Raw genomic sequence first — 15,406 nt, forward strand, 5'->3', positions numbered from 1 at the left:
CAGAATCAGGATTGATCAGAGGTTCTGCGTCACGAAGGACAGCATCTGATCGGCGGTGGAAATCACCTTGGAGTTCATTTCGTAGGCGCGCTGGGTGGTGATCATGTTCACCAGCTCTTCCACCACGCTGACGTTGGAGTTTTCCAGGGTGTTCTGCAGGGTGGTGCCCAGACCGTTGAGGCCAGGGTTGCCGACCTGCGGCGCGCCGCTGGAACCGGTTTCCAGGAACAGGTTGTTGCCGATGGCTTCGAGACCTGCCGGGTTGACGAAGTCAGCCAGCTGGATGTTGCCGATGATCTGCGGCTGCGGGTTGCCGGCCGTGGTGACCGACACGGTGCCGTCCTCGCCGACGGTGAAGGTGCGCACTTCGTTGGGCAGGACGATGGCCGGCTCCAGGGCAAAGCCCTGGGAGGTGACGATCTGGCCATCGGAGTTCAGGTGAAAGCTGCCATCGCGGGTGTAGGAGACAGTGCCATCGGGCTGCAGGATCTGGAAGAAACCACGGCCATTCACGGCCAGGTCCAGCGGCTGCTCGGTGGTCTGCAGGCTACCGGCGGTAAAGATCTTCTGCGTACCGACCACGCGCACACCGGTGCCGAGCTGCAGGCCGGACGGCAGTTCGCTGTCCTGGCTGGACTGGCCACCCGGCTGACGACGAATCTGGTACAGCAGATCTTCGAACTCGGCCCGATCGCGCTTGAAGCCAGTGGTCGCGACGTTGGCCAGGTTGTTGGAAATGGTGGTCAGGTTCATGTCCTGGGCGGACAGACCGGTCTTGCTGACCCAAAGTGCCGGAAGCATATCGTTTCTCCTCGGACGCCGGTTTTACGGCGCCGCGTACTGGTAATTAGCTAATCTGCAAAACCCGCGCCATGGCCGAGGCATTGTCTTCGGCGGTACGCATCATCTTCACCGACAGCTCGAACTGACGGGACAGGGACAGGATCGCCGTCATCTCTTCGACGGCATTGACGTTGCTCGCCTCGAGGAAGCCGGAGGTGAGCTGCACCGTGGCATCGGCCTCTGCTTCGGGCTGGCCCTTGACCCGGATCAGACCGTCGGTGCCCTTCTCCAGGCTCTTCGGATCGGGATTGACCAGCTTGATGCGGTCGACCTCGGCCAGCACGTTGGGGTTTTCGCCAAGGGCGCGAATGCTGATGGTGCCGTCCTGACCGATCTCCACCTTCTGCTCCGGCGGCACGGCAATCGGCCCGGCATTGCCCATCACCGGCAAGCCGTTGCCGGTGCGCAGCACACCGAGGGCATCGATATTCAGACTGGCGGTACGGACGTAGGCCTCGCTGCCATCCGGGGCCTGCACGGCGACCCAACCCTTGCCACCGATGGCGACATCGAGGTCGCGCCCGGTCTCCTGCAGCGAACCCGGGCGGAAATCGGTCGCCGGGCGCTCGCTCATCGCGAACACGCGCGCCGGGTAGGTGTCGCCGAACAGCGGCATCGAACGCGCCTGCTCGAAATCACGACGGAAACCCGAGGTGGACACGTTGGCCAGGTTGTTGGCGTGGGCGCGCAGACCCAGGGTGTTGTTCTGCGCTCCGGTCATGGAGACGTACAGCATCTTGTCCATGGTAATTCTCCGAGTGGGCGACGCGCCCTTGGCTCTTTGCATGCTTTATAGCAAGCGCCGTGCCAAACGGATAAATCAAGTACAAGACACTGATTTAAAAGGACTTATCTAGAAGGAGAAAGCGCCGAAAGACATGCGGCGGCGAGGTTTTGCCGGTTGCGGAACGGCAAAGCGGCAAGCCTGGCTTGCCGCTTCATCTCAGGTCAGCGCCATCAACGCAGGTTGATGATGGTCTGGGTGATGGCGCTCTCGGTCTCGATGGTCTTGGCGTTCGCCTGGTAGTTGCGCTGCGCCACGATGAGGTTCACCAGCTGGTCCGACAGCTCGACGTTGGAGTCCTCCAGCGCCCCCGCCTCCAGAGCCCCGAGGGTACTGCTGCGCGGGGTACCGATCACCGGCTCACCCGACTCGAAGGACTGCACCCAGGCCGTCTTGCCCACCGGCGTCAGCCCCTGGACGTTGGCGAAGTTGGCCAGCAGCACCTGCCCCTGCACCTTCGACTGACCGTTGGTGTAGCGGGCGAAGATCACGCCGGTATCGTCGACTTCGAGCCCGGCGAGCTGACCCGTGGTGTAGCCATCCTGGCTGACGGCATTGACCCCGAACGACGCGGCGTACTGGGTCGACCCGCGCATGTCGAAGGTAAACGCCTCGCTGTCAGCCCCGTTGGCGACCATCGTGCCCGGGTTGGCCGGGTCCTCTTCCGCCGGCGTCCAGTCGGTATCGGCCAGGGCGAAAATGCCGTTCGGCGTGCCCGCCGGAATCGCCGGCGCGTCCAGGGCCGGATTCGCCGGCGTACTGGCCAGCGGCGTCAGCGCCGGGGTCGCCAGTTGCCCGGCGGCATCGTAGTTCACTGCATAGCTGAAGGGCTGGGTGCTGCTCGGGTCGCGCGGGTTCACACCGTCGATCAGCACGTGCATGACCCAGCCGTTGTTGGCCGGCGCCTCGTTCTTGACGAAGTACTGGCTCATGACGTGGGCGTTGCCCTGGGCGTCGTAGATGTTGGTGGAGGTCGACCAGTTGAAGGACTGCGAATCGCTCGGGTCGAAGGTCGGCGCCGCCATGGTCCCGGCGTTGACCGGACGCACGGCATTGGAGTTCAGGTTGACCGTCTGGGTGACCGTGGTGGTCGCCTTCGGCTCCTGCTGCCCGGCGTTGACGCGCAGGTCGGTGCGCACCGGCAGGATATTGCCGTTCTCGTCGGCGCCGTAACCCTGCAGGCGATAACCGAAGTTGTTGACGATGTAGCCGTCACGGTCCGTACCGAAGTAACCCGCGCGGGTATAGCTGATGTCGCCGTTGTTGCTGGTGACGAAGAAGCCATTGCCGCTGATGGCCATGTCCAGGGCGTTCTGCGTGTAGTTGATGTTGCCCTGGTTGAACAGCTGCGCGACGTCGGCCAGCAGCACACCACTGCCCTGCGGGTTCTTGCCGGTGCCGAGCACCGACGAGGCGTAGAGATCGGCGAACTCGGCGCGAGACTGCTTGAAGCCCGCGGTGCCGGCGTTGGCGATGTTGTTGCCCGTGACATTGAGGTCGCTGGTTGCCGCCCGCAGACCGCTGAGACCGATATTGAAAGACATGGAAGACTCCTTTGCCGGAACTGCCGGCGGCAATAATTACTGGCCGATGACCTGCACTTGCGAAAGCGGAACACTGCCGAGGCCGGCGAGGTTGAGCATCAGCTCGCCGCCACCCAGCGTCACGCTGTCGACGTTGGCCGGCAGCATGGTGTACAGCCCCTTGGTTTCCGAGCCATACGTGGCCTGCGCCTCGAACTTGTAGGTCCCTGGCGGCATCAGGTTGCCGTTGGAATCCTTGCCGTCCCAGATGAAGCTGACGTTGCCGGCAGCCTGCTCGCCGAGGTTGACGCGCGACACCAGCGAACCGGCGTTGTCATAGACGTTGACGTAGACGTTGCTGCTGCTGACCGGCAGAACGGCGGTCGCCTTGAAGCTCTCACTGGTATCGACGACGGCTTTCTCGCTGGGGATGATCACCTTGCGTCCGACCAGCGAGGAAGCCTGCAGCGCCTGCGACGACTGGTAGCCGGAGAGCAGCGACTCCATGCTGGTGTTGAGCTTCTCGATACCCTCCACCTGGCTGAACTGTGCCAGCTGGGCGATGAACTCGCCGTTGCCCTGCGGCTCCAGCGGGTTCTGGTTGTTCAACTGGGCCACCAGCAGGTTGAGGAACTCGTTCTTGCCGAGCTCCTTGTTCTGCGTGGTGTCCTGCTTGATCTGATACTGATCGAGTACCGAACTCGTGCCGCTTACTGTGCTCATCCCTAGTCCCCTTCAAATACGTTACTGACCGAGGGTCAGCACACGCTGCAGCATCTGCTTGGCGGTATTCATCATTTCCACGTTGGTCTGGAAGGCGCGACTGGCGGAAATCATGTCAGCCATCTCCTCGACCACATTGACGTTCGGGTAGTAGACGTAACCATCGGCGTTGGCCATCGGATGGTCCGGCTCGTAACGCGGCATCAGGCTGCTCTGATCCTCGATCACACCGAGCACCTGGACACCACGGCCAGCGTCGTCCTGCTCGGCGAACAGCGAGCCGCGATCCCCGTCCTGCGCCTGCTGGAACACCGTGGCGAATACCGGATGACGGGCCCGATAGGTCTGATCGATGCTCGAGGAGACGGTCTCGGCGTTGGCGATGTTGCTGGAAATGGTGTTCAGGCGAGTGCTCTGGGCGCTCATACCGGTTCCGGCGATATTGAAGACACTGGCAAGAGACATGGTCGCGCTCCTTATTCGCCGCGCAGGGCCGCGGTCAGCCCTTTGAACTTGCTGTTGAGGAAGGTGAAGCTGGCCTGAAACTGCACCGAGTTTTCCGCGTAGTTCGATTGCTCGATCTGCAGGTCGACGGTGTTCTGGTCCAGAGAGGCATGGAACGGCGTGCGGTAAGGCAGCTCGGCCTCGCCGGTGGCCACGCCGTCAGCCGCGATATGGCGGCCATCGGTGCGCGCCAGGCTGACATTGCCGCGCTGCTGCTTGGCATTCTGCTCGGCGAGCACGCTGGCGAAGTCCAGATCGCGCGCCTTGTAGTTCGGCGTGTCGGCGTTGGCGATGTTGTTGGACAGCACCTCGGCGCGCTGAGCGCGGAACGCGAGCGCCTGTTCGTGGATACCGAGTGCCTTGCCGAAATTGATGCTCATGCTCTGAACCTTTGCCACTGGGGCGATCTGGTTACCGTTGCGAGCTATTCAGCAAAGCCTGTGCCAACTTGTTTAGCCCTTGTAAATCAATACGTTAGGCAAATATCAGAGAAGGGAAAGCGGCAAAGCGGCAAAGCTTTACCGCCTACGGGCAACCAGGCGGCAATGCCATGCGGGCATGCGTTGCCGCTGCACATTGCCGCTGCGCGGGCGCCGAAAACGCCAACGGGAGGCACATGGCCTCCCGTTGCTGACATACCCGACCGGCGTCGCGGCTACTTGGCCTTGTAGATGATCCCCGGGCTGCACTGCACCATCTGGTACTTGTCCGGCAGGCCGTTGAGCGCCTCGGACGCCCCGAGGAACAGGTAGCCACCGGGCTTCAGGGTCGCATGGATGCGCGTGAGGATGTCCTTCTTCACCTCCGCCGAGAAGTAGATCAGCACGTTGCGGCAGAACACGATGTCGAACTTGCCCAGCGCGGCGTAGCTGTCCAGCAGGTTGAGCGGACGGAACTCGACACGGTTCTTGATCGGCGCCTTGACCTGCCAGCGCCCAGGTCCCCTGGGGTCGAAGAAGCGCTGCAGGCGTTCCTGCGACAACCCCCGGCCCATGGCCAGACTGTCGTACTCACCGGACTTGCAGTTGCTCAGCATCGACGGGGACAGGTCCGTGGCCACGATCTGCACACCGGCCTTGAGTTGCCCCAGGTTGGTCCGCTCGAACTCGTCGATGGACATCGACAGCGAATACGGCTCCTGGCCGGACGAACAGGCCGCCGACCAGATGCGCAGCCGCTGCGACGGGTAGGCCTTGATCAGCTCAGGCAGTACCCGGCTCTTGAGCACCTCGAACGGATAGGTGTCACGAAACCACAGGGTCTCGTTGGTGGTCATGGCATCGACCACCTGCTCACGCAATCCTCCCCGGGGCTGGCTCTGCATGCGCTGCACCAGTTCACCCAGGGTCTTGATGCCGTTCTGTTCCATCAGCTTGTTCAGACGGCTGGAGACCAGGTACTGCTTGTTGCTGCCAAGCAGGATACCGCAGGCCTTTTCCAGGAAAGTCCGGAACTGCTCGAAATCCAAATTACCCGAAGACACTAATGCAGCCTCACCAACCATAATGTTTGCCAAGAGACGTTCTCTTAGCCCTCATCCGACACACGAATGCGATCAACCACGCGCGCCGCCAGATCATCCGGCTTGAACTTGGCGAGGAAATCGTCAGCGCCGACCTTCTTCACCATCGCCTGATTGAACACGCCCGAGAGCGAAGTATGCAGGAGGATATGCAACTTCTGCATGCGCGGGTCGCTGCGAATCTCCGTGGTCAGTGTATAGCCGTCCATTTCCGGCATCTCGATATCGGAAATCAGCATCAGCAGTTCCTTATCGGGATTGCGGCCTTCATCCACCATCTTCTTGAGGTAGTCGAGTGCCTCACGGCCATCGTTCAGCGCAGTGACCTCGACACCCACGGTCTGCAGGCAGCGGGAAACCTGCTTGCGCGCCACGGAGGAGTCATCGACGATCAAGACGTGCTTGGTGACCGCCTGGCTCTGCACCTCTTCGTCGATGACGCCTGCGGAAATCGCTTCCGACGTGGGCGCGACCTCGGCGAGGATCTTCTCGACGTCGATGATTTCCACCAGTTGCTGATCCATCCGCGTGACCGCCGTCAGGTAATGGTCGCGGCCAGTGCCCTTGGGTGGTGGATGAATCTCTTCCCAGTTCATGTTGACGATGCGCTCGACCGAACGCACCAGAAAGCCCTGAACCTTGGTGTTGTACTCGGTGATGATCACGAAACTGGTTTTCAGATCACTCAGCGGCGCCCGACCGGTGGCGATCGACAGATCGAGAATCGGGATGGTGCCGCCACGAATGTTGGCCACCCCGCGCACCACCGGGCTGGACTTGGGCATGATGGTGAGGTTCGGACACTGCAGGACCTCTTTCACCTTGAATACGTTGATACCGTATAGCTGCGGGCCTTCCAGGCGAAAAAGCAACAACTCCAAGCGGTTCTGTCCCACCAACTGAGTTCGCTGGTTAACCGAATCCATCAACCCGGCCATGCCCGGACTCCTTCTCGTCTAGTAACGCTCTCCCCGTTGAGCCTAGCAGGCGGCACGGGGCTTGCTTTGCATTGCGTATGAAGCAGACAACGTCATCATTCCGTCAGCTACTGGCAAAGTGCCTTACTTCCCTGCCCGTTTTACTCGCTTTGCCGATGCTCGGCTATAGCGCTACGGCGGCGGCCAGCTTTACCAGTGCTGAACAACTTATCGGCGCCACCGAGACCTTTCTTGAGGAAGCGGTCACCAATTATCTACAGCGTAGCGAAATCCACGGCCGCCATGAGATTCGTGTGAATCGTCTCGATCCTCGCCTGCGCCTGGCACTGTGCGACGTCCCGCTGACGACCACGCTCGAGAGTCCGGCACAGCCCCTGGGCCGGGTCACCACCCGTGTGCGCTGCGACGGCAGCGCCCCCTGGACCGTGTTCGTTCCCGCCGAAGTGCGCCTGTACCGCCATGTCGCCGTACTCACCCGCCCCCTCAAGCGCCTAAGCATAGTCAAGGCTTCAGACCTGAGCATGGCCGAGCGCGATATCGGCCAGCTTTCGCAGGGCTACCTGACGGACCCGGCGCAGGTCGTCGGCAAGAAATTGACGCGCCAGCTCAATGCCAATCAGGTCATTGCGCCCAGCCACCTGGAGGCGGCGGAAGTGATTCGTCGCGGCGACCAGGTCGTGATCAACGCAGTCGGCGCCAATTTCAGTGTGCGCATGCCCGGCGAAGCCCTGACGGACGGGGCTCCTGGCGAACAGATCAACATCCGCAACCTGCGCTCGCAGCGGGTCATCCGGGCCCGGGTCGTGGGTCCGGGCCAGGTCGAGGTCGCCATGTAGGCACGTTTCTTGTAGCGTAAAGGTCAGGCGATTCCCTACACTGTTCGACGACGCAATGAAATTAGTCCTAAAGTTTTCTCGGCAGTGGCCGAAAAGCATGGCAAGCGTCCACCATATCGTCCGAGGTTCTGCATCATGGTCATCGATTTCAACCGGCTGAATAATGCCAATACGTCCGCTACCACGGGACGTACCGGCGCGACTCAGGCTGGCAATCGCAGTGAATCGGCACAGCCGAGCAAAGCGCCTGTCACCGGTAGCGATGGACAAACCGACGCCAAGAGCGGCGAACCCGTGCAACTGAGTCGCGAGGCTCAGCAGCTGCAAGCAATCGGCGAGAAGCTGCGCGATCAGCCCATCGTCAACAAGGAGCGCGTGGCCCAGCTGAAACAGGCCATCGCTGACGGCAGCTATCAGGTCGACAGCAAACGCGTCGCCCAGAAACTGCTCGACTTCGAATCCCAGCGCTAGTCCCAGGGCTGCGCTGGGGGTGTTGGACGCCCGACCCCCAAGAGCCCGCCATGCAAGACACCGCCCTGCTAGACCTGTTCTCCCACGATATCGGCACGGCCGAGCAGTTGCTTGAGCTGATCGATAACGAATTCCAGGCCCTGACCGACCGCGATCTCACCCGCCTCGACCGCCTGCTCGGTGACAAGCAACCGCTTCTCGCACTCCTCCAGCAGCACGGCAACGAGCGCAGTCGCCTGCTGCAGAGCGCCAACCTGAGCGCGGACCGCCAGGGGCTCGCCACGCTGGCCGCCCAGTCCGCCGTCGGTGATCAGTTGCTGGCGCGCAGCGAAGAGCTGTCCAAGCTGCTGCAACGCTGCCAGGATGGCAACACGCGCAACGGCCGACTGATCCGCGCCAATCAGGCGTCGGTCGGCAACATCCTCGGCATTCTGCGTGGCGGAGAAACGCCCGGGCTCTATGACAGCCGGGGCAGTGCCGCTAAAATCGCGCAGCAGAGACCGCTCAGCCAGGCTTGAGCGAATCACGCCAACAATAAAAGCACAGGGACATGCAGGCACTTCGCCAGTATGCTAGTGCCGTTGTAGTCCATGACTCGGAGAGTTCCGAACTGTGTCCAGTGCGTTCCACGACGAGAGCGGCCCCCAGCCGCCCAAGGTGCTCAAGACATCCGCAGAGATCATTGCCACCTTACGTCAATTGCAGCAGAACCATGATCCGCTGGTCATCCAGTTCAAAGGACGTGGCCAGCGTTTCCAGAGCTATCTCGTCGAGGTTGACCGCGACCGCGCGCGCGTGGCCCTGGACGAAATCATCCCGACCGACGGCGAGCGCTTCCTCAAGCAGGGCGAATCCTTCAACGTCGAAGCCTTTCGCGATGGCGTGCGCGTAGCCTGGAGCTGCGAGCATGACGTGCAGCTGGGCGAACTCGAAGGTGCGCCGTGCTACTGGGCACCGCTGCCGCTGGAAGTCATCTATCACCAGCGCCGCAGCGCCTTCCGCGCCCAGCTGAAGCAGAGCGACCAGGTCAAGATCGTACTGACCGGCGACAAGCTGCGCGATGCGCTGCCCGGCCACCTGCTGGACATCTCCGCGACAGGCTGCAAGCTGCGTTTCGCAGGCAACCTGAGCGAGCAACTGAGCAACGGCCAGGTGCATGAGCGCCTGACCGCGCAGCTGCCGTTCGGCTCGATGACCTGCGCAGTGGAATTGCGCCATGTGCAGTACGACGAAAAGCTCGACATGACATTCGTTGGCACGCGCTTCTACCGCATGAGCGGCCTGGAGCAACGTCAGGTCGAGCGCTTCGTCTATCAGTTGCAGCGCGAGGCGCGTCGCACCGAAGGCGACGGCCCCTTCTGAATCCCGCGTGAGCCGCTGCCGGGACGCAGGCTACTGCCCGGCACGCTCGCCCTTCTCCTCGTTCTCGTCTGGCACCTCAGGAGCCGGCTCCTGCTGCATCTGCTCCTGCACGGTCTGCTCATCGACGCGCGGATCGAGCGCGGCAACCAGCGGCGAGCTGGCGACGTTGCCCGGCATGGCCATGTGCTGCAGCGGTGCATCGTCGACCTGATGCTGGTGGGTGACCACCTCGGGACGAATGCGCCAGATCAGGATCAGCGCGCAGAAACAGACGAACACGTAGAGCATGTTGGCCCCGTAGAAACGCATCAGCACGCCCGCCAGCAGGGGGCCGATACAGGCGCCGACGCCGAAGGTGACCAGCAGCATCGCGGTCAGCGAGACCCGGCGCTCCGGCTCCACGTGGTCGTTGGCCAGCGCCACCGCCAATGGATACAGGCTGAACTGCATCAGGCTGACCAGAAAGCCGACGCCGATCAGCAAGCCGAGGAACACCTGCGGCAATGCCGCCAGTGGCAGCGCGGCCAGCAGCAGAAACACCGCACAGCCTCGAATCAGGCGCACCCGGTCACGCCGGTCGGACAACCAGCCCAGCGGCCACTGCACCAGCAGCCCGGCCAGAATGCAGCTGCCCATGAACAGACCCACCTGCTCGGTGGAGAGCCCCATGCGCGTGGCATACAGCGGCGCAAGACCGTAGAAGGAGCCGATCAGCAGCCCGGCCACCGAAATGGTCGTCAGCGACAACGGCACCCGGTCCAGGAAGAAGCGCAGCTCCAGCGGTGCCGGATGCAGCGGCGCCGGGTGCAGGCGCCGGGTCAGCGCAACCGGCACCAGGCACAGGGCGAAGCAGAGGGCGACCAGCATCAGCAGCTCCAGCCCCAGCGTCGGATGCACCACCAGCGTCAGCTGCCCGAGAATCAGCCCCATGTAGGACGCCGCCATGTAGCCGCTGAACACCAGGCCGCGCTGCTTGGCATCGGCCTGCTCGTTCAGCCAGCTCTCGATCACCATGTACTGGCACATCATGCCCAGGCCCACCAGCATGCGCAGGAACAGCCAGAACGGCAGCCACTCCACCAGGCCATGCCCCAGCACCGCCGCAGTGACCACACCGGCGCAGGCCACGTAGGCACGAATGTGCCCGACCCGGCCGATCAGTCGGTGGCCGAGCTTGCCCCCCAGCACCAGGCCGAAATAGTTGGCCGCCATCAACGCCCCGACCCACAGACCATCCACCGTGTCGGCCAAGCGCAGGGCCAGGTAGGTACTGAGCAGACCGGAACCCAGCAGCATCAGCAGCGTGGCGAAGTACAGCGAACGGAATGACTTCCAGATCAGTCGCATTGACGGATAAAGCTCCTTGTACGCGGGTAGGCAAAAACAGCGTCAGGCTTGGCCAGCCAGAACACGACGCTCCCAGGGCGTTATTTCATCGTAGAAGCTGGTCAGCTCCATGGTCTTGCTGGCGATGTAGCCTTCGATGAATTCCGCACCGAACAGTTCGATTGCCAGCTCGCTTCGTTTCAGACGCTCGATGGCGGCGTGCATGGTACAGGGTAGCGTCAATTCTTCTGGCACCTCGAACTCCCCCTGAATCGCCGGGCTCGGCTGCAGCTCGCGCTCCAGGCCATGCAAGCCGGCGGCAAGGCTGGCAGCGAGCGCCAGGTAAGGGTTGGCATCGGCGCCAGGCAGGCGATTCTCCACCCGTCGCGCAACCGGCGCACTGGCGGGAATGCGCAGCCCCGCCGCGCGGTTGTCCGCCGACCAGCAGGCATTGTTCGGTGAGGCATAGGGGTGGCACAGGCGCTGATAGGAGTTCACATGCGGCGCGAACAGCAGGGTGAAATCCGCCAGCGCGGCCTGCTGGCCAGCGATGAAGTGATAGAAGGCCGCTGTCGCCTCGCCATTGTCGGCGCTGAAGATGTTGCGGCCACTGCCTTGCTCCACCACGCTCTGGTGGATGTGCATGGAGCTGCCGGGGGTGTGCGCCAGGGGCTTGGCCATGCACACCACGGACAAACCGTGCTTGAAGCCGACCTCCTTGAGCAGATGCTTGAACAGGAAGGTCTGGTCGGCCAGCTGCAGCGCATCGCCGTGCAGCAGGTTGATCTCGAACTGGCTCACGCCCATCTCGTGCATGAAGGTATCGCGCGGCAGGCCGAGCGCCTCCATGCAGCGGTAGACATCGGCGAAGAACGGCCGCAGGCCATTGCTGGAACTGACGCTGAACGCCGCGCCACCATCCTCACGGCGACCATCGAGCCCCAGCGGCGGCTGGAATGGCTGCTGCGGATCGGGGTTGCCGGCGAAGACGAAGAACTCCAGCTCGGTGGCCACGACGGGTTGCCAGCCCTGCTCGGCATAGCGCGCCAGCACGCGCTTGAGCAGGCCACGGGTGGACAGCCCGGAACTGCGCCCGTCCAGCTCGTCCGCATCGCAGATCGCCAACGCGCGCGGCGGCTCGCTCCAGGGCAGACGATGGATCTGGCTCGGCTCGGCATTGAGCAGCAGGTCGCCGTCATCGCTGCCGTAGAAGCGCGCCGCCGGGTAGCCGCCCATGATGCATTGCAGCAACACGCCGCGAGCGAGCTGCAGGCGACGGCCTTCGAGGAAGCCACTGGCGGTCATCACCTTGCCGCGCGGTACCCCGTTGAGGTCGGGGGTGACGCAGTCGATCTCATCGATCCCCTGCAGAAGGGTTTCCAGTGGGCGGCAGTTGGCAGTGCTCATCTTTATTGTCCTTGAATGACGCGAATACCACCCGAGGGGCGGCGAGACGTACAAAATACGCATCGCATGTTCAATATTTCAAGCAGTGCAAGCTTATCGAGATGCGACACCGCCTTGCACTCCGTCGCCGAGATCGACCGCCCTGGCTAGAAGCCCATGAAGGCTGTGCTAGAGTCGCGCGCTATTTTTTCGGCCCTGGCTGAAAGTCCTCTCGCCCCGGCGCCCTGCTCGAGTAGCGTGCCCAGCAACCAGAGACCACCCGATGTCCCAAGCCCTCCACCCTGCCCTGCAGCTTCTCAACCGCATCAGCCTGGTGACGCAGATCGTCATCGGCCTGCTGGCAGGCATCGCCCTTGCCTACGTCGCTCCCCAGGCTGCGCTGTCCGTCGGCTTCATCGGCAATGTCTTCGTCTCCGCGCTGAAAGCAGTGGCGCCCATCCTGGTGTTCATCCTGGTGATGGCCTCCATCGCCAACCACCAGCACGGTCAGCAGACCCACATCCGCCCGATTCTGCTGATGTACCTGCTCGGCACCTTCAGCGCCGCACTGGTGGCCGTCGTCGCCAGCTTCGCCTTCCCCTCGGCACTGGTGCTGAGCAGTCAGGCCGCTGAACTGTCGCCTCCCGGCGGGATCGGCGAAGTCCTCAAGACCCTGCTGATGAACCTGGTCGACAACCCGGTCAATGCGCTGCTCAGGGGCAACTTCATCGGCATCCTGGCCTGGGCCATCGGCCTCGGCTTCGCCTTCCGCCATGCCAGCGCCGGCAGCAAGCAACTGCTGGGGGACCTGTCCAACGGCGTCACCGCCATCGTCAAGCTGGTCATCCGCCTGGCCCCGCTGGGCATCTTCGGCCTGGTGGCCGCGACCCTGGCCGAATCCGGTTTCGACGCCCTGCTCGGCTACCTGCACCTGCTGGTGGTGCTGGTCGGCTGCATGCTCCTGGTCGCCCTGGTGGTCAACCCGGCGCTGGTGTACTGGAAGATCCGTCGCAACCCCTATCCGCTGGTCTTCACCTGCCTGCGAGAAAGCGGCCTGACCGCCTTCTTCACCCGCAGCTCGGCGGCCAACATTCCGGTCAACCTACAACTGTGCCAGCGCCTGGGCCTGCACGAGGAAACCTACTCGGTGTCCATCCCGCTGGGCGCCACCATCAACATGGCCGGTGCCGCCATCACCATCAGCGTGCTGACCCTGGCCGCCGTGCATACGCTGAACATCGCGGTGGACCTGCCCACCGCCCTGCTGCTCAGCGTGCTCGCCTCGATCAGCGCCTGCGGCGCCTCGGGCGTGGCCGGCGGCTCGCTGCTGCTGATCCCGCTGGCCTGCAGCCTGTTCGGCATCCCCAATGACGTGGCCATGCAGGTCGTCGCCATCGGCTTCATCATCGGCATCGTCCAGGACTCGGCAGAGACCGCACTGAACTCGTCCACCGATGCGCTGTTCACCGCTGCGGCGTGCATGGCGCAGGAAAAGCGCCAGGGCTGAAACGACAGATAGAAGGCTTGCGCGTGCAGGCCTTCTGTATTTCGGCTGGTGCCACACCTGGCACCGATAAAGGGAAAATTGATAACGATTAGCGTTTGAATTAGATTGACGCCTTTCGCAAACTACCGCGGACGGCTTCATGTTCGAATTGCAAAGCGTCAGTTACAGCATCCCTGAACGCACACTGCTGCATCCCCTGAACCTGCACATCGATGCCGGACGCATGGTCGGTCTGATCGGCCACAACGGCTCCGGCAAATCCACCCTGATCAAGTTACTCGCCCGCCAACAGGCACCCAGCGGCGGCCATATACTGCTCGACGGCAAGCCGCTGGCAAACTGGGGCCAGCGCGACTTCGCCCGTCAGGTGGCCTACCTGCCTCAGCAGTTGCCACAGACCGAGGGGCTTACCGTGCGTGAGCTGGTAGGTTTCGGCCGCTATCCCTGGCACGGCGCCCTTGGCCGCCTGGGTAGTGAAGACCGCACACACATCCAACGCGCCATGGACCTGACCGATACCGGCATCTTTGCCGATCGCCTGGTCGACCATCTGTCCGGGGGGGAGCGCCAGCGCGTCTGGCTGGCCATGTTGCTGGCGCAGAACACCCGTTACCTGTTGCTCGACGAACCCACCTCAGCGCTGGACATCGCCCACCAGGTGGAGGTGCTCTCACGCGTCCACGACCTCAGCCGTGAGTTGGGCCTGGGCGTGCTGGTGGTGCTGCACGACGTCAATATGGCTGCGCGCTATTGCGATCACATGTTGGCCCTGCACAGTGGTCGCCTGCTGGCGCAAGGCAACCCGGCCGAGTTGATGCGCGGCGAGACCCTGGAGCGTATCTACGGCGTACCCATGGGGATAATGACCAATCCTGCGGACGGATCGCCGATCAGCTACTTGCAATGAGCAAAGGCTAACGATCATCGGTATGAGGTAGAGGCTGATCCAGCAAGGGGCAGTTATCGCAATGCTCGAGGTTCTCGAGGCGATAACGAATGCAACACACCCTACGCTGGCGCCAGAGACCGTCGGGACGCAGCTCCTGACTTACCTGCAGATACCGAATCGGCCTGAACAGGGGGTTGCGAACACCATCGGCGCATCGCTCCTGTTCCATCAACTCATGGCCATGAACCAATAACGACGAGGGCAAGACCTTGCCCATTTCACCGACGAACCACTCCAGGTAGTTACCGGCGTTGCTCCAGAGCACCTTGGGTGACAGCCTTGCCTCCGTCGCCAGTATCTGGATAAACGCTTGCAGATGCCCGGTCAGCTCGGCGAAGCGCTGAAAGGCATCAGCCGGTGGAACAGCAAAGGGTTCACCATCGTCGGGTAACTTGAAGGCCTGTGGCAGCCCCTGCTCGTCCAACACCACCTCAATCGCATCGAGCGCCAACGGTAAACGACGTCCCAACACCAGCGCGGCAGCGACCACTGGAGGAATCAGTCGAACCAGATAGTGCTTGGACCACTGCGAGGCCAGTGCTCGGCGGTCCTGCCCGACATGCAAGGGGTCGAACCGCTGCAGTAGCGCATCGAGCTGAGCCGTATGCAGGAGTTGGCGCACCGGCAGCGACGGGCGCGGGTCTTCAAAGGTAGTCAGCACGTCGCGATAACTCGCGAACTCGCCAAAAAACAGTGGAGCAAGAGCTGCGATCATCGCCCCCCCCTGCGCAT

17 protein-coding genes are annotated in these 15,406 nt (G+C 62.8%); 6 read left to right on the top strand and 11 right to left on the bottom strand.

Annotated features, from left to right (window positions below):
• Positions 1–15 precede the first annotated feature (15 nt).
• From flgG to FIV02_RS15500, 8 genes are all read right to left on the bottom strand, one after another.
• Positions 16–801, bottom strand: coding sequence for a flagellar basal-body rod protein FlgG (gene flgG, locus FIV02_RS15465; RefSeq protein WP_037050359.1), 786 nt, complete (start codon positions 799–801; stop codon positions 16–18).
• A 46-nt stretch (positions 802–847) separates the two neighbouring features.
• Entirely contained in the window at positions 848–1,588 is a 741-nt protein-coding gene (locus tag FIV02_RS15470; protein WP_152489121.1) for a flagellar basal body rod protein FlgF, read from the bottom strand.
• 212 nt (positions 1,589–1,800) lie between these two features.
• Positions 1,801–3,171 (bottom strand): flagellar hook protein FlgE, encoded by a 1,371-nt coding sequence (gene flgE, locus FIV02_RS15475; protein ID WP_037050355.1) that lies wholly within the window; start codon positions 3,169–3,171, stop codon positions 1,801–1,803.
• A gap of 36 nt (positions 3,172–3,207) precedes the next feature.
• Complete coding sequence (gene flgD / locus FIV02_RS15480) at positions 3,208–3,873, bottom strand: flagellar hook assembly protein FlgD (RefSeq protein WP_037050352.1); 666 nt, start codon at positions 3,871–3,873, stop codon at positions 3,208–3,210.
• A gap of 21 nt (positions 3,874–3,894) precedes the next feature.
• Positions 3,895–4,338 carry a flagellar basal body rod protein FlgC gene (flgC, locus tag FIV02_RS15485; protein WP_037050350.1) on the bottom strand — a complete coding sequence of 148 codons (444 nt, stop codon included), beginning with the start codon at positions 4,336–4,338 and terminating at the stop codon, positions 3,895–3,897.
• 11 nt (positions 4,339–4,349) lie between these two features.
• Positions 4,350–4,757 carry a flagellar basal body rod protein FlgB gene (flgB, locus tag FIV02_RS15490; protein ID WP_037050348.1) on the bottom strand — a complete coding sequence of 136 codons (408 nt, stop codon included), beginning with the start codon at positions 4,755–4,757 and terminating at the stop codon, positions 4,350–4,352.
• A gap of 275 nt (positions 4,758–5,032) precedes the next feature.
• Positions 5,033–5,860, bottom strand: coding sequence for a protein-glutamate O-methyltransferase CheR (cheR, locus tag FIV02_RS15495; protein ID WP_037050345.1), 828 nt, complete (start codon positions 5,858–5,860; stop codon positions 5,033–5,035).
• Positions 5,861–5,904: 44 nt separating this feature from the next.
• Positions 5,905–6,837 (bottom strand): chemotaxis protein CheV, encoded by a 933-nt coding sequence (locus FIV02_RS15500; RefSeq protein ID WP_047590611.1) that lies wholly within the window; start codon positions 6,835–6,837, stop codon positions 5,905–5,907.
• A gap of 77 nt (positions 6,838–6,914) precedes the next feature.
• Here FIV02_RS15500 and flgA point away from each other — a divergent pair, with 77 nt between their 5' ends.
• The 4 genes from flgA to FIV02_RS15520 all read left to right on the top strand — a co-directional run bounded on the left by flgA (position 6,915) and on the right by FIV02_RS15520 (position 9,506).
• A complete protein-coding gene (gene flgA / locus FIV02_RS15505; RefSeq protein ID WP_152489122.1) occupies positions 6,915–7,673 on the top strand; it encodes a flagellar basal body P-ring formation chaperone FlgA in 759 nt (252 codons plus the stop codon).
• Positions 7,674–7,808: 135 nt separating this feature from the next.
• On the top strand, positions 7,809–8,144 hold the full coding sequence (flgM, locus tag FIV02_RS15510; protein ID WP_037050337.1) for a flagellar biosynthesis anti-sigma factor FlgM: 336 nt from the start codon (positions 7,809–7,811) through the stop codon (positions 8,142–8,144).
• Positions 8,145–8,194: 50 nt separating this feature from the next.
• On the top strand, positions 8,195–8,662 hold the full coding sequence (locus FIV02_RS15515; protein WP_037050334.1) for a flagella synthesis protein FlgN: 468 nt from the start codon (positions 8,195–8,197) through the stop codon (positions 8,660–8,662).
• Between the two features lie 94 nt (positions 8,663–8,756).
• On the top strand, positions 8,757–9,506 hold the full coding sequence (locus tag FIV02_RS15520) for a flagellar brake protein (RefSeq protein ID WP_037050332.1): 750 nt from the start codon (positions 8,757–8,759) through the stop codon (positions 9,504–9,506).
• A gap of 30 nt (positions 9,507–9,536) precedes the next feature.
• On the opposite strand, the gene FIV02_RS15525 is transcribed toward FIV02_RS15520, so the two are convergent.
• Both FIV02_RS15525 and FIV02_RS15530 read right to left on the bottom strand, forming a co-directional pair.
• Positions 9,537–10,853 carry an MFS transporter gene (locus FIV02_RS15525; RefSeq protein ID WP_152489123.1) on the bottom strand — a complete coding sequence of 439 codons (1,317 nt, stop codon included), beginning with the start codon at positions 10,851–10,853 and terminating at the stop codon, positions 9,537–9,539.
• A 42-nt stretch (positions 10,854–10,895) separates the two neighbouring features.
• Positions 10,896–12,137: a glutamine synthetase family protein gene (locus FIV02_RS15530; protein ID WP_172979224.1), complete on the bottom strand. Its 1,242-nt coding sequence runs from the start codon at positions 12,135–12,137 to the stop codon at positions 10,896–10,898.
• 364 nt (positions 12,138–12,501) lie between these two features.
• On the opposite strand from FIV02_RS15530, the gene sstT reads away from it, so the two are divergent.
• Together sstT and FIV02_RS15540 are read left to right on the top strand one after the other, a co-directional pair.
• Positions 12,502–13,725, top strand: coding sequence for a serine/threonine transporter SstT (sstT, locus tag FIV02_RS15535; protein ID WP_037050326.1), 1,224 nt, complete (start codon positions 12,502–12,504; stop codon positions 13,723–13,725).
• A gap of 139 nt (positions 13,726–13,864) precedes the next feature.
• On the top strand, positions 13,865–14,632 hold the full coding sequence (locus FIV02_RS15540) for an ATP-binding cassette domain-containing protein (RefSeq protein ID WP_037050323.1): 768 nt from the start codon (positions 13,865–13,867) through the stop codon (positions 14,630–14,632).
• A 7-nt stretch (positions 14,633–14,639) separates the two neighbouring features.
• Here FIV02_RS15540 and fhuF read toward each other — a convergent pair whose 3' ends face one another.
• Positions 14,640–15,389 (bottom strand): siderophore-iron reductase FhuF, encoded by a 750-nt coding sequence (gene fhuF / locus FIV02_RS15545; RefSeq protein ID WP_152489124.1) that lies wholly within the window; start codon positions 15,387–15,389, stop codon positions 14,640–14,642.
• Positions 15,390–15,406: the final 17 nt, after the last annotated feature.

It is taken from the genome of Pseudomonas sp. THAF187a (assembly GCF_009363395.1).
In the GTDB taxonomy this organism is placed as follows: domain Bacteria; phylum Pseudomonadota; class Gammaproteobacteria; order Pseudomonadales; family Pseudomonadaceae; genus Aquipseudomonas; species Aquipseudomonas khazarica.